A 15,182-nucleotide genomic window follows, 5' to 3' on the forward strand; every position below is an offset into this window, starting at 1 on the left:
TTCGGATATGGTAAGAATAATAAATCTTAAGGAAATAAAACATAATTATTTTAAAGATAAAAATATGGTGGTCATCGGTTTTTTTGACGGTGTTCACAAAGGTCATGAAGATATTATAAAAAAATGTGTTTCAAGATCTCTGTATTCCGGTAAAAAAAGCCTGGCCCTGACATTTGACAAACCGCCACAGAATATTATAACCGGCAGAAAGGAAAAAAAGCTTATTATTTCTTTTGAAGAAAAAATTAAGATAATAAGCAGGCTGCGGATTGACAGGATAGTTTCGGTAGATTTTGATCAGTATTTTGGGAATCTTTCTCCCGAGCAGTTCTGTGAAGAGATCATTATCCGCAGGCTGAATGCGGCGGAAGTTTTTGTAGGCGGTAATTTTAGATTTGGGAAAAATGCTTCCGGAGATACCGGTTTCCTGACTGATTTTTTTGAAGATTCAGAAGTAAAGATAAATATTATTAATCTGCTTGAAATTAATGGCAAAACTGTTTCAAGTACAGAAATAAGAAAATTTTTTGAAAAAGGAGATATAGATAATATAAAGCTTTTCATGGGCAGATATCCTTCAATATCGGGCAAAGTAGTGAGAGGTTTTAATAGGGGAAGCAGGATAGGTTTTCCTACGGCAAATATTGAGCTTGACGAAAATTATATGATTCCAAAAAAAGGAGTTTATTTTGCGAGAATAAAGATCAGAGGATACAGAAAAGCATTATCCTGCATTGTAAATATTGGAAATAATCCTACTTTTGGTTTAAGAGAATTATTGCTTGAAGCCCATATCATAGGATTTGGGGAAGAAATTTATGGCAGATTGATAAATGTCGAGCTAATAAGATTTCACAGACAGGAATTAAAATTCGCAAATAAAAATGAATTAATAAAACAGATAAACTCTGATATAGAAGAAGGAATAGAATTTTTTAAAGCTAAAAACTATAATGTTATCTGAAAGGATGCGTAAAAAATAACTTTTAATCTTAATATTAAAATAATATAGTGATATCATTATTTTTTAGAAAAAATTATTTGACTAATCAATTAAAATTTAATAATAATATAAGCTTGTGCAATCATTTTTTATAAAAGCTTAAAAACCAGAATGATTTTATTTGCAGAATAATTAATAAAAGGGGTGAACTTAGAAATTGTCTATTACCAAAGAATTAAAACAGAACATTATCGGAAAGTTTAAAATACATGAAAGCGATACCGGTTCGGCAGAAGTTCAGATTGCTATTTTAACTACAAGGATAAATAGATTAAATGAACATCTTAAACTAAACAAGACTGATCATTCTTCAAGAAGAGGACTTGTTACAATGGTCGGAAGAAGAAAAAGACTCATTGAATATTTAAAGAATAATGATCTTTCTAAGTATAAGAGTCTGATAAAAGAGCTTGGTCTTAGAAAATAACTTTTATAAGACTGAAAATAATGAATAAAATAATTTTGCTTGGAGAATGATTAATAAGTAATGAACGAAAAAAATGATCATGTCGGTGAAGACAGTATAAGCATTGAAATCGGTGGAAAGATAGTTTCTTTTTCAACAGGTAAGCTGGCAAGACAGGCGAATGCTTCCGTTCTTGTAAAATGCGGAAGCAGCGGAGTTCTTGTAACCGCAGTAATGTCCGAGAATGCAGATAAAAACAGTGACTTTTTCCCACTGGTTGTAGATGTTGAGGAAAGAATGTATGCGGCCGGTAAAATACCCGGTGGCTTTTTTAAAAGAGAAGGCAAGGCAAGCGACAAAGCAATACTGCTTTCAAGACTTACCGACAGACCCCTGAGACCTCTTTTTGATAAAAACCTTAGAAATGAAGTGCAGATAGTCGCAACAGTATTGTCTGTCGACCAGATAAATCCTTTTGATGTGCTGGTAATCAACGGTGCATCAATGGCGCTGACAATTTCAGATATCCCGTTTGAAGAACCTATAGGCGCTGTAAGAGTTGGAAAGATAAATGATGAATTTATAATCAATCCCAGCTATGATCAGATAGAAGAATCAAATATAGACATAGTTGTTGCAGGCACTGAAAACGCTATTTTAATGGTTGAAGCAGGATGCAATGAAGCAGATGAACAGACAATAACCGATGCAATAGGAATTGCACATGAAGAAATCAAAAAATTAATAAAAGTCCAGAAAGATTTCCAAAAAGAAGCAGGTCTGGAGAAAAAACAGGCTGTTCTTTTTGAAATTGATGAAATAGCAAAAAACAGATTAAATGAGCTTGCCGGTGGGCCAATATCAGAAAAACTTGAAGAGATAGTAAAATACTCTGAGTCCGGCCAGATCGAAAAGATAATGGAAAATTCCAAAAAAGGTTATTTCCAGGATGAACTGAAAAAAATATCCCGGGATATTATAAGTGCTATTGAAGAGGAATTTCCTGACAGCATGCCCACTATTGAATATAGTCTGAAAGAACTTGAAAGAGAGCTTGTAAGAAAAACCATTCTTGACAAAAATATTCGTCCTGACGGAAGAAAACCTGATGAAATCCGTCCGATCACCTGCGAAGTAGGATTATTCCCGGAAACCACTCATGGAACCGGTCTGTTTACCAGAGGAAAATCCCAGGCTCTGACAATACTTGCTCTGGGTTCAATGAAGGAATCACAGCGCATTGACAGTATTGATAATGAGGAATTCAAAAGGTTTATGCACCACTATAATTTCCCTGCTTTTTCAGTCGGTGAAACAGGCGCGTCAAGAGGGCCTAAAAGAAGGGAAATAGGACATGGTGCCTTGGCGGAAAGAGCAATCAAGCCCATGATACCCGACAAAGATAGTTTTCCTTATTCCCTTAGGCTTGTTTCTGAGATACTTTCTTCAAATGGCTCAACCTCAATGGCAAGCGTATGCGGTTCAACTCTTGCATTGATGGATGCCGGTGTTCCGATAATCAATCCTGTTTCAGGAATAGCCATGGGTCTTATAAAAGACGAAGAAAGCGACAGATATGTTGTCCTTTCAGACATACAGGGGATAGAAGACTTTTACGGTGATATGGATTTTAAGGTTGCTGGAACCGAAAAGGGAATAACGGCGCTTCAGATGGATATAAAAATAAAAGGCATATCTGTTGATATTATAAAGGATGCTATTATCCAGGCTAAAAAAGGAAGAATGTTCATTCTTGAAAAAATGCTTGAAACAATACCACATTACAGAGATAATCTGTCATCATGTGCACCAAAGATAACAACTTTCAGGATTCCCAAAGAAAAAATAGGTGAAATAATAGGCCCGGGCGGTAAAAATATCAAGGCTATTAAGGAAGAATTCGATCTTGAAGAGATTGAACTGTATGACGAAGACAATGAAGGCATTGTTCAGATAACATCAGCAAATGAGAATAATGTTCTGCTGGCAAGAAAGAAAATAGAAGCACTCGTAAAAGGATTTGATGATATAAATATCGGTGACGAATATTTTGGGACAGTAGTAGGCATTACCAAATTCGGTGCATTCGTAAATCTTATTCCGGGCATTGACGGCTTGCTTCATATTTCAAAAATCTCAGATAAGAGAGTTGAAAAAGTAGAAGATTTTCTCAAACTTAATGACAAACTGATGGTAAAGATATCTTTTATTGATAAAAAAGACAGGAAAATATCCCTCGAACGTGCCTGATATCTGTTTTCTTAAAAATTTTCAGAAAGGTAGTTGAGGTATAGCATTGTCCAAACCTGTTTTAGAAAATTATGAAATCACTGAATTAGACAATGGCATAAGAATAGTAAGTGAATATATACCTTATTTCAGATCTATATCTCTTGGACTCTGGGTAGCCAGCGGTTCAAGGAATGAAGAAAAAAGAATAAATGGTATCACCCATCTTATAGAACACCTTGTTTTCAAAGGTACTAAAAAAAGATCCAATAAAGAAATAGCCATTGAATTTGACTCAATAGGCGCGGATTTCAATGCTTTTACAGATAAGGAAAATTCCTGTTTTTACTGTGATTTTCTTGATACTCATCTTGAGAAATGCACTGAGCTGTTATTTGATATCGTGTTTAATCCTGTCTTTTCTGAAGACAGCCTTTCAACTGAAAAGAAAATAATTCTTGAAGAAATAAAAATGGTTGAGGATACTCCCTCGGAAGATATTCTAAATTATTTCTATGAGACAGTTCTTGCTGATCATCCTCTGAGTTTTCCTATTCTCGGCACCAGGAAATCATTGGAAGAAATCAGACAGGAAGATATCATAAATTATTTTAATAAAAATTATGTTTTTAAGAATATAGTAATTTCTGCGGCAGGCAATGTCAGGCACAAAGAGCTTGTAGATGCAGTAAAAAGAAATATATACGGTTTTGACGCCAGGTTCTGTAAAGAAAAAGAGCTATCCTTTTTAAAAGAGCCTCTTCCCAACAAAAAAGTTAAAATCATTAAAAAAAGAATAAATGCTTCTAATCTTTGCTATGGAACCCTGGGATGCAGGAGAACAAGTCCTGACAGATTCCCTCTTGGATTGTTGATGAATATAATAGGCGGAAGCATGAGCAGCCGGCTTTTCCAGAAAATAAGAGAGGATAATGGTCTTGCATATTCTGTTTATGCAGGAAATATACAATATGCAGACACAGGTCTGATAGATATATATGTAGCAAGCGATCCGAGAAATATGGTTAAGATCGTCGATATAATTGAAAATGAAATCAAAGATATAAAAGAAAATGCTTTAAGCAGCAGCGAGCTTGAAAGAGCAAAAGAAAATATTAAAGGAAGCATTGTTTTAAATATTGAAGAAATAAGTTCAAGAATGTTTAGATTTGGCAAAAGTCTGCTGATGGAAAATGAAATTTTGCCTATTAGTGATATTTTAAATAAAATAGAAATGATAAAAACAAATGAAATACAGGAAATTGCAAACAAGTATTTTATTCCTGAAAGGATAGACATAGTAATAATGGGAAAAGCAAGCAAGAGGAGTTTCAGATGAAGAGAATAGCTCTTTTTGGTATATGCGGCAAAATGGGCAGAGCGATGCTCAGTGAGCTTATGCTGGAAAAAGAAATAAGAATTATTGCAGGTTTTGATAAAGTCAATATCGGAATGGATATAGGTGTTTTGAACGGCAGGGATATAATCGGTGTAAAAGTAACCGACAGCTATGAAGATATAATAGAATCATCCCCCGATCTGATTGTGGATTTTACCGGACCGGACGTGGTATTTGGCAATATAAAATGGGCACTGGAAAACAGTATTGATATTATAGTTGGCGCTACCGGCCTGAAAAAAGAAGAAATAGAATTTTTAAGGAAAAAAGAAAAAGAACTTAAAAGCAAAGTTTTTATTGTTCCGAATTTTTCCATCGGTGCAGTGATAATGATAATTATCAGCAAACTAAGCGCCAGATATTTTGAAAATTGTGAAATAATAGAGATGCACCATGAGAATAAAAAGGATGCTCCGAGTGGCACGTCGATCTCTACTGCAGAAAGTATTGGAAAAATAATAAATTATAATGAGTCAAAGCTTAATAAGGATGAACAGGAAAATATTGAAGGAAGCAGGGGTGCATTTACGAACGGTATTCATCTGCATAGTATAAGATTGCCGGGTCTTTTAGCTCATCAATGTGTTATTTTTGGTTCAAAAGGGCAGACACTTACCATAAAACATGACAGCTTTGACAGGTCTTCGTTTTACCCGGGACTGATTATGGCAATAAAGAATATTGATAATTTATCAAATTTTACATATGGGCTGGAAAGCTTAATTAAATTATAAATAATTTTCTGGAGGAGAAAAATGGCAGATTTTGGTGAAGTTATGACGGCAATGATTACTCCTTTTGATAAGGAATATAATATTGACTGGAAGTCCGCAGATGTCATAATGGACTACCTTATTGAAAATGGAACCGATAGTTTTCTTATTACAGGCACAACCGGAGAATCGCCTACATTGTCAGACAGAGAAAAAATTGAACTGTTCAGATTTGCAAAAAAGAAACTGAAAAACAATATTCCGCTGATTGCCGGGACAGGAAGTAATGACACCCGACACACAATAGAACTTTCAAAAGCTGCACAGGAAGAAGGAGCTGATTGTGTTCTGATCGTGACCCCATACTACAACAAACCTACCCAGAGCGGTCTTTTAAATCACTACAGACAAATAGCGGAATCCATTGACATACCTATTATTTTTTATAATGTTCCTTCCAGAACATGCTGCAATATAACTTCTTCAACCAGTCTGCAGCTTTCAGAATTAAAAAATATCACAGGAGTCAAAGAGGCTAGCGGTGATATGAAACAGATTGCAGAAATATTAAGAAGCTGCTCTAGGGAATTTATGGTATACAGCGGAAATGACGGAGATACATTTCCTGTAGTGGCTCTGGGCGGGAAAGGTGTTGTCAGTGTTGCATCGCATATAATAGGTAAGGAAATCAAGGAAATGATAAGCCTGCTGAAAAAAAATAAAATGCAGGAAGCAGCGCAGATGCATAAAAGATATCTGGATATATTCCATGGAATATTTATCACAACCAGCCCCATTCCTATAAAAAAAGCATTAAATCTTATGGGAATACCTGCAGGATATTTAAGACCTCCTCTTTATGATATGGAATTACAGGAGGAAGAAAGGTTCGTCAGACTTTTAACTGAATATAAACTCATTTAAATTTTTAATTTTTTATTTTTTACAAACATGGCAAGAAAAACAAGCTTGAAACTCATTCCCATCGGAGGCCTTAATGAAATAGGGAAGAATATGATGGTCTTCGAGAAAGATAATGACATGATAGTAATTGACTGTGGTGTGATATTTCCTGATGATGGGTTTCTGGGACTTGATTATATTATTCCTGATTTTTCTTATGTAAAACAGAATTCAAAAAAATTAAAGGCAATAATAATCACCCACGGCCATGAAGATCACATAGGCGCTGTTCCTTTTTTATTAAAAGAAGTTAATGCACCTATTTATGCAAACAAACTTACTCTTAGCCTCGTTGAGCTTAAGCTTCACGACCATCAGATTTTTGAAAATGTCAACTTAAATGAGATAAATGAAGAAACAAAACTTGAAATAGGAGCTTTTGTCATTGAATTTTTCAGGGTAAATCACAGCATACCCGAGTCTTTCGGTGTTGTTGTTAAAACGGATATAGGAACCATAATCCATTCAGGAGATTTTAAATTTGATCAGAGCCCCATAGACAACAAGCCGACTGATTTTCCAAAGTTGGGAATGTTAGGGAGACAGGGAGTACTCGCTCTGTTATGTGACAGTACAAATGCTGAAGAAAAAGGATACACTCTGCCGGAAAAAGATGTAGGAAAAACTCTTTACGAAAAATTTTCCCAATCAGAAGGGAGAGTCATTATTGCAACATTCTCATCGCACATACACAGAATACAGCAGATAATGGACATGTCTGCAAACTTCAAAAGAAAGCTGGCAATTTCCGGCAAATCTCTTCTTAAAACAATTAAAACATCAAGTGAGCTTGGCTTTTTAAGGATTCCTGAAGATCTTATAATCCCTATAAGCAATATAAACGATTATCCTGTAAAAAAGATTGCAATTCTTTCTACAGGAACACAGGGAGAACCATTATCAGCTTTGTATAAAATGGCCCTGAATGAACATAAAAGAATACAGATAATGAATGGAGATATGGTGATAATATCAGCATCTCCCATACCCGGAAATGAAAAAGCTATAGCAAATATAATAAATATGCTTATCAAACATGGTGCAGATGTTTTTTATGAGTCAATAGCTGGCGTACATGTCTCCGGACACGCTGCACAGGAAGAAATAAAAATGATGATAAATCTTGTAAAACCCAGGTTTTTTATTCCTATTCATGGCGATAATATGCATAAAGCTAATAATGCAAAACTTGCAACCAGTGTAGGGATACCTGAGAAAAATGTAGTGATTGCACAGAACGGGGATGTGATTAAAATAAATTCCAACTTCTGTAAAATAACCAATAATATCAATATGAAAAATATATATATTGATGGCATAGGATATGGAGAAATCGATGATATGGTTTTAAAGGATCGGAAATTGCTTGCAAGAGACGGTGTAATATTTAATATTCTTAATATTGACATAAAAAAAGAGGTACTTGCTGCAGAACCTGAGATTATGTTCAGGGGAGTAACCTATATGGAGAATTTTAATGTGGTACTGGATGATTGTAAAAACCTTATCAGGGAATCTGTCATGACCTGTTTTGACAATAATATAAAAGCACAGTCAAATATCGAAAAATATATTGACAGCAGGCTTGAAAAGTATCTGATTAAAAAAATAAGAATAAAGCCTGTGATAATGACAAAAGTTATTTTTATTGATTATAATTAATCTGACTGCATATAATTTTTTACAATGAATAAAGATAAGAAACCAAAATCCGGGACTACCGGCAATCTTCAGGATAAAAAAATCAAAAAAATTCTGGAAGATCAGCAAAGCTATGAGAGAAATTATGTAAAAAGCAGGGTTGAAGTATACGGGATACTTGTAATCATGATATCCATACTTTTTCTTATCAGCGTATTTGTCCGTGGCGAAACCGGATTTATCCTGAAATATCTAAATTATTTTCTTTCTTATCTGTTCGGAGCAGGAAAATACATATTTTCGATTCTGATACTTTTATGGGGAATAAGTTTTTTCTTCAAAAAATTACGATTTCTGAAAATACGTCTGGGTATTGGGTTTACAATTTTTTTTCTGGCACTTTTGGGAATACTGTCCAATTCAAATACCCCTGAAAGTCTCTTTGATAAAATATTTTTCACAACCAAAGGCGGAGTCACAGGCTCAGGTATTTATCACGGGCTGTTAAAGCTTACGAACAAGGCAGCTGCCCTGACCATACTGATTTTCTTCCTTTTGCTCTCACTGCTTATAATCACAAACATTTCCATAATAGACATGTTTAAGAAAATTGCAGCAAAGATAAGGGTTTCAAGGGAAAGAAGAAAAGAAATAAAATATGAAAGCCAGAAAACAGCACTGAAAGACAATTCCCTGATTCAGCTGCATCCTGAGAAGGAAGAGCTCAGGGTCAGCTATGGGGATGAAAAGTTTTTATCGGAATCAGGAAAGACAAATAAAAAATCAGATGTTTTAAAGGATGCACATAAAAAGCAGTTTCCTTTTATAACGGATCATGTAAAGAAAAAGAATTTTTATGATGATTACGATTATCAGGGGGATGAGGACGGGAAAAGTCCTCTCCTTGACAGTATCAGGGGCCGGTCAGAAGCAACAGGAAAAGCAGAGCAAAAAGAAGAAATCAGGTCCCATGAAAAAAGAACTGAATCCCAGCTGGAAATGCCTCTGGGCGGGAAAGATGATTCTGATGATTTTTACAGACTGCCTCCGCAAAGTCTTTTAAAAAAATCAAAAATGCTCTCACCTTCCCTGTACAAGCAGGATATAAAGGAAAATATTATTATATTAAATAATCTTTTCAGGGATTTTAATCTTGCTGTAAAAGTAGCTTCAGTCATAAGAGGTCCGTCTGTGACTTTATATGAATTATCTATTTCACCCGGCGTAAAAGTACAAAGACTGCTGAGCCTGGAAGATGATTTCTGTGTGGCTCTGGGTTCACCGGATATAAGAATTCTCACACCTATCCCCGGCAAATCAGCGATTGGGATTGAAGTTCCCAATAAGATAAAAAGCATAGTTACTCTTGGGGATGTTTTTTCACCGGACAGGGAAGAAATTTTAAAAAGTCCTTTAAAAGTCCCTCTTGGCAAAAGTCTTTCAGGAGATATAGTAAGTATGGATATAAGAGCCATGCCGCATATACTGATTGCAGGTTCCACCAATTCCGGAAAAAGTTCATGTATAAACAGCCTGATAATCTCACTGCTCATGAAAGTAAAACCCGGTGAAGTAAAATTTATAATGATAGATCCGAAAATGGTAGAGTTAAGCATATATAACGGGATACCTCATCTTCTTGCTCCTATTGTTGTAAATCCAAAGAAAGCTTCTGTCGCCCTGTCATGGGCTGTTGAGGAAATGGAAAACAGATTGAAGATATTATCAGATTATAAATGTAAAAATCTTGAACAGTTCAATCTGGAAGTTGACAAAAACAAATCAAATGATCCCGAACTTGTGAAATTGCCTTATATTCTTATCATCATTGACGAACTTGCCGACCTTATGCTTGTTGCTGCTTCTGAAGTAGAAGAAAGCATAAACAGGATAGCCAGTATGGGAAGAGCTGTAGGGCTTCACCTGGTAATAGCGACACAAAGGCCGTCCGTGGATGTAATAACCGGAGTCATAAAAGCAAACATTCCTTCCAGAGTTGCTTTTAATGTTGCCTCGAATACAGACTCCAGAGTAATACTTGATATGAGCGGCGCAGAAAAACTTATTGGAAGAGGCGACATGCTTTATCTGCCGGTATCAATGAACAGGCCTGAGAGAATACAGGGAGCTTTTGTGACAAGCAGTGAAATAGAAATTGTAACTGATTATATAAAGGACCAGAAGAAAGCTGCACCGGTAAAAGATATATTTGAATCTGAGATAAAAGCAGAAAAAAGAGAGATGGAAGACGATCCGCTGATTTATGATGCTTTTGAAATTTTTTTGGAATTCGGGCATGCATCAGCTTCGCTTCTTCAGAGAAGATTGAGAATAGGATATTCAAGGGCAGCCAGAATAGTTGATCAGCTTGAAAATAAAGGGTTCATAAGCGGATATGACGGGGCAAAACCAAGGGAAGTACTTATTTCAAAAGACGACTTTTTAAAATTCAAGGAAGATCTGGGATTATAGACAAATGAAGGCTTCGATTGTCTGCATAGGAAGTGAAATAAACCTCGGGCTTATAATTAATACAAACGCCACCTATATAGCACAGAAACTTTCGGAAATAGGCATTGAAAGCAATATTATAATTTCAGTCAAAGACCTTAAAAGCGATATAAAAGAAGCGACCGGTTTTTGCATTGATCATTCAGATATAATCATTTTAAGCGGAGGTCTTGGTCCTACTGAAGATGATCTAACCAGAGATGCTGTTGCCGATCTGCTTGATTTGAAATTAATAAAAAATGATTTGCTGGATGATAAAAGTCTTCGGTTTATAAGAAAAGAAATTAGTCAGAAATTAAAAAAAAAGCTTCTTAAACAATCCTATATCCCTGAAGGGGCCAGACCTATAATCCCGAACATAGGCAGCGCTTCCGGTTTTGAAGTATTCCTAAGAGAAAGAAACAAGTGGTTGTTTTCCATTCCGGGAGTTCCCAAAGAAATGAAAGATATGATTGATAATAGCGTAATAAAAAGAATTAAGGATATTCTGGATTCCAGCAAAGAGAATAATGAAAAAATATTAAAAAAGGTTTTACTGACTACAGGCATCAGTGAAAGCGAAATAGAAGAAAAAATACCTGATATATATAAAACGGCAGCCAGGATGGGTGTTGAAATTGGAATAACGGCATCTCCGGGAATAATAAGACTGATAATTGTATCAAAATCATTATCTGACAAAACAAATAATGAAAACGCAGACAGGATAAAAAGTATGCTTGTAGAAAGGCTGGATGAATTTATATATGGAGAAGAAAATAAGCTTATATCAGAATCCTTAAAGGAAACAATTATGAAATCCGGCAAAGCAATAACCATTTCTGCCGCTGAATCAATGACCGGAGGACTGATTTCACAGATGATAACAGATGTTTCAGGGAGCTCTCAGTATTTTAAAGGCGCAGTAATCTCCTATAGCGATTTTTCAAAAATCAAGATACTCGGGATTGAAAAGAAACTATTGAAACAATATGGGGCAGTAAGCGAACAGGTCTGCAGGGAAATGGCGCTGAATGTAAAAAAAATATTTGATTCCGATTATTCTGTCAGTATTTCAGGCTTTGCAGGTCCGGAAGCTGATAATAATATCGATAATGTCGGTCTTACATATATAGGTATTGCAATGCCGGACGAAGAGATAAAAGTCTTCAGGCTGAAGTTTATTGGTACAAGAACCGAAATAAAATACAGAGCCTCCCAATTTGCTTTAAACAAGCTGAGGCTGCAGATTCATAAATCAAATTAATGATAAAAAACAACTTGGACTCATCTGCTTATAACAAAGCTATTAATAAAAGGATATTCATCGGCCTGACAGTTCCTGACGGTATTTCCCGTTATTTCCATGATATGATTTCAGCAGTCAGCAGCTCCTATAGCTGTATAAAGCCGGTTCCTCCTGAAAACATACATCTGACACTGAAATTTCTTGGCAATACTTGTGTCAGCGACATTGATAAAATAAAAAGCCGGCTGAATAATGAATTAAAAGAAGTTTTTCCTTTTAATTTTGATATTGAAGACAGGATAGATGCTTTTCCCGGATTAAAAAATGCAAGAATAGTTTACGCTGTATTGGGGAATGGAAAGGAAAAGGTTGAAAGCATATACAAAAAAACCGGTAAAGCGGTTTCCTTCATGAATCTAAAAAAAGAAAATAAAAAATTTATACCCCACATTACAATCGCCAGGATAAGAGACGGCTTTGACTTCACAAAACTGATACCTGAAATAAAACCGAAGAAATTTATCAGTATCAAATGCGACAGGGTGCTGATATATGAAAGCATACTGTCAGAGAAAGGAGCAGATTATTTTATAAATAGCGAGATCCGCTTAAAGGACAAAAGAGAGAGATAGATATTTTTAAAAAAACTATGCAAAAAAATTAATAAGATAGATGATATAATAAATAAAATATAAAAATATTTTTTATATTTATGAATAAATGTTATAATATGCAAATGCACATGTAATATCTGTTTTAATATCCTGGATTAAAATTTTTAGGAGAAATAATGGAAAAAGAAAAGATTATTGAGAATGCCCTGGCCCAGATTGAAAGAGCATTTGGGAAGGGTTCAATAATGAAACTGGGTGATAACGGACCTTTAAAAGATATTGAATATGTTTCTTCCGGTTCGATTGAACTTGATATGGCTCTGGGGATAGGCGGAATACCCAGAGGAAGAGTAACCGAGATATTCGGTCCTGAATCAAGTGGCAAGACTACCCTTGCTCTCCATATAATAGCAAATGCGCAAAAGGAAGGAGGGGTGGCGGCTTTTATAGATGCTGAACATGCGCTTGATCCCGGTTACGCAAAAAATCTTGGAGTAAATACTGAAGAACTTCTTCTTTCACAGCCTGACAGCGGCGAACAGGCTCTTGAAATATGCGAAATACTTTTAAAGAGCGCGGCTCTTGATGTTATCGTTATTGATTCAGTAGCTGCTCTGGTGCCGAGAGCAGAGCTTGAAGGTGAAATAGGTGATTCTTTCATAGGGCTGCAGGCAAGGCTGATGTCTCAGGCTTTAAGAAAACTGACAGGGCTTGTAAGCAAAACAAAAACCATAGTTATATTCATAAATCAGCTGAGAGAAAAAATAGGTGTAATGTTTGGAAATCCTGAAACCACCCCCGGAGGAAGAGCTCTTAAATTCTATTCATCCGTAAGGCTGGATATCAGGAAAATTGATTCAATTAAAAACGGGACAGAAATTGTTGGAAACAGGGTCAGGGTAAAAATTGTAAAAAACAAGGTAGCTTCGCCTTTTAAGATTGCTGAATTTGACATTATGTACGGAAAAGGAATATCCAGAGAGGGAAGCATAGTGGATATAGGAAGTGAACTGGAAGTAATTGCAAGAAGCGGTTCCTGGTATTCCTATAAGGGAGAACGAATCGGACAGGGAAGAGAAAATGCCAAAATGTTTCTGATGCAGAATCCCAAAATCCTTGATGAAATTGAAAATGATATTAAACAAATATACAAAACCAAAAAGACTTCCGCCAGCCAGGATGATTCCAAAATATAAGATAAAAAATCATATTTATTATGAATTAATACAACTGCCTGTCTTTATTGTTTATATCTGTGCGAGTATGCTCTGAGTTTTGTGACAAGCCTCTAAAAATAATATATTTCTTAATCTCCTGAAGGAATTTTATTCCTAAAAATTTTGTTGACTTATATGCCCTGAATGTTATAATTTATAACGCTCTGAATACAGAGTTGCTTATTTGACTTTTTATTTTAATTACTTTCCGGGTCAGTTAAAAATATTTCAAAAATAAAAAAATATTTTGTTGACAGTGAAGTATGGATATGATAGATTATTCAAGTTTGCTTTTGTGTTCTTTGAGAACTAAATAGTGCGAGGTTCCAATTCTTAATAATTTCTTTTTAAACTTTTTGAGAGTTTGATCCTGGCTCAGGACTAATGCTGACGGTGTGCATAATACATGCAAGTCGAACGTGCAATATGAAAGTAGCAATACTTTTATAAAGCAAGTGGCGAACGGGTGAGTAACGCGTGGATAATCTGCCTTAAAGACTGGAATAACTCTCCGAAAGGAGTGCTAATACCAGATGTTTTATAGTTTTCCATGATAATTATAATAAAGGTAGCCGCAAGGCTTCTGCTTTAAGATGAGTCCGCGTCCTATTAGCTTGTTGGTGGGGTAATGGCCTACCAAGGCTATGATGGGTAGCCGGTCTGAGAGGATGAACGGCCACACTGGGACTGAGATACGGCCCAGACTCCTACGGGAGGCAGCAGTAGGGAATATTGCGCAATGGGCGAAAGCCTGACGCAGCGACACCGTGTGTAGGATGAAGGTCTTCGGATTGTAAACTACTGTCAGTTGAAGACGAAGGCAGTAGAGTTAAGAGCTCGAATGCTGACGGTACTCAATTAGGAAGTCTCGGCTAACTCCGTGCCAGCAGCCGCGGTAAGACGGAGGAGGCAAGCATTGTCCGGAATTATTGGGCGTAAAGAACACGTAGGCGGTTTGTCAAGTCATATGTGAAAACCTTGGGCTTAACTTAAGGATTGCATGTGATACTGGCAAACTAGAGTATAGTAGAGGAAAGCGGAATTCCTGGTGTAGCGGTGAAATGCGCAGATATCAGGAAGAACACCAGTGGCGAAAGCGGCTTTCTGGACTGTTACTGACGCTGAGGTGTGAAAGCTAGGGGAGCGAACAGGATTAGATACCCTGGTAGTCCTAGCCGTAAACGATGGACACTAGGTGGGGGGAGTTATCGACGCTCTCTGTGCCGAAGCTAACGCATTAAGTGTCCCGCCTGGGGAG

At 36.1% G+C, this 15,182-nt stretch carries 11 protein-coding genes and 1 rRNA gene; all 12 read left to right on the forward strand.

Translation table 11 applies throughout. The features are described 5' to 3' along the window. Positions 1–7 precede the first annotated feature (7 nt). Entirely contained in the window at positions 8–964 is a 957-nt protein-coding gene (locus tag GXZ93_07160; GenBank protein ID HHT79552.1) for a bifunctional riboflavin kinase/FAD synthetase, read from the forward strand. 196 nt (positions 965–1,160) lie between these two features. Beyond that, entirely contained in the window at positions 1,161–1,430 is a 270-nt protein-coding gene (gene rpsO, locus GXZ93_07165) for a 30S ribosomal protein S15 (protein HHT79553.1), read from the forward strand. 60 nt (positions 1,431–1,490) lie between these two features. Continuing rightward, positions 1,491–3,659, forward strand: coding sequence for a polyribonucleotide nucleotidyltransferase (locus GXZ93_07170; GenBank protein HHT79554.1), 2,169 nt, complete (start codon positions 1,491–1,493; stop codon positions 3,657–3,659). 46 nt (positions 3,660–3,705) lie between these two features. After that, complete coding sequence (locus tag GXZ93_07175) at positions 3,706–4,977, forward strand: insulinase family protein (GenBank protein ID HHT79555.1); 1,272 nt, start codon at positions 3,706–3,708, stop codon at positions 4,975–4,977. Further along, a complete protein-coding gene (locus GXZ93_07180) occupies positions 4,974–5,771 on the forward strand; it encodes a 4-hydroxy-tetrahydrodipicolinate reductase (protein ID HHT79556.1) in 798 nt (265 codons plus the stop codon). The genes GXZ93_07175 and GXZ93_07180 overlap by 4 nt, the downstream gene beginning before the upstream one ends. Positions 5,772–5,792: 21 nt before the next feature. After that, on the forward strand, positions 5,793–6,674 hold the full coding sequence (dapA, locus tag GXZ93_07185) for a 4-hydroxy-tetrahydrodipicolinate synthase (GenBank protein ID HHT79557.1): 882 nt from the start codon (positions 5,793–5,795) through the stop codon (positions 6,672–6,674). Positions 6,675–6,719: 45 nt separating this feature from the next. Further along, the gene (locus GXZ93_07190) at positions 6,720–8,375 is read left to right on the forward strand and encodes a ribonuclease J (GenBank protein HHT79558.1); all 1,656 of its coding nucleotides are present in this window, start codon (positions 6,720–6,722) and stop codon (positions 8,373–8,375) included. Positions 8,376–8,399: 24 nt separating this feature from the next. Then, positions 8,400–10,826 (forward strand): DNA translocase FtsK, encoded by a 2,427-nt coding sequence (locus tag GXZ93_07195; protein ID HHT79559.1) that lies wholly within the window; start codon positions 8,400–8,402, stop codon positions 10,824–10,826. A 4-nt stretch (positions 10,827–10,830) separates the two neighbouring features. Next, positions 10,831–12,111, forward strand: a complete 1,281-nt coding sequence (locus GXZ93_07200) for a CinA family nicotinamide mononucleotide deamidase-related protein (protein ID HHT79560.1) — start codon at positions 10,831–10,833, stop codon at positions 12,109–12,111. Beyond that, entirely contained in the window at positions 12,111–12,725 is a 615-nt protein-coding gene (thpR, locus tag GXZ93_07205) for an RNA 2',3'-cyclic phosphodiesterase (protein HHT79561.1), read from the forward strand. The genes GXZ93_07200 and thpR overlap by 1 nt, the downstream gene beginning before the upstream one ends. A 155-nt stretch (positions 12,726–12,880) precedes the next feature. Further along, a complete protein-coding gene (gene recA / locus GXZ93_07210; GenBank protein HHT79562.1) occupies positions 12,881–13,903 on the forward strand; it encodes a recombinase RecA in 1,023 nt (340 codons plus the stop codon). A 376-nt stretch (positions 13,904–14,279) separates the two neighbouring features. After that, positions 14,280–15,182: ribosomal RNA gene (locus tag GXZ93_07215) — 16S ribosomal RNA — on the forward strand; the annotation flags it as partial.

The organism is Actinomycetota bacterium (assembly GCA_012837825.1).
Lineage (GTDB): Bacteria > Actinomycetota > Humimicrobiia > Humimicrobiales > Humimicrobiaceae > Humimicrobium.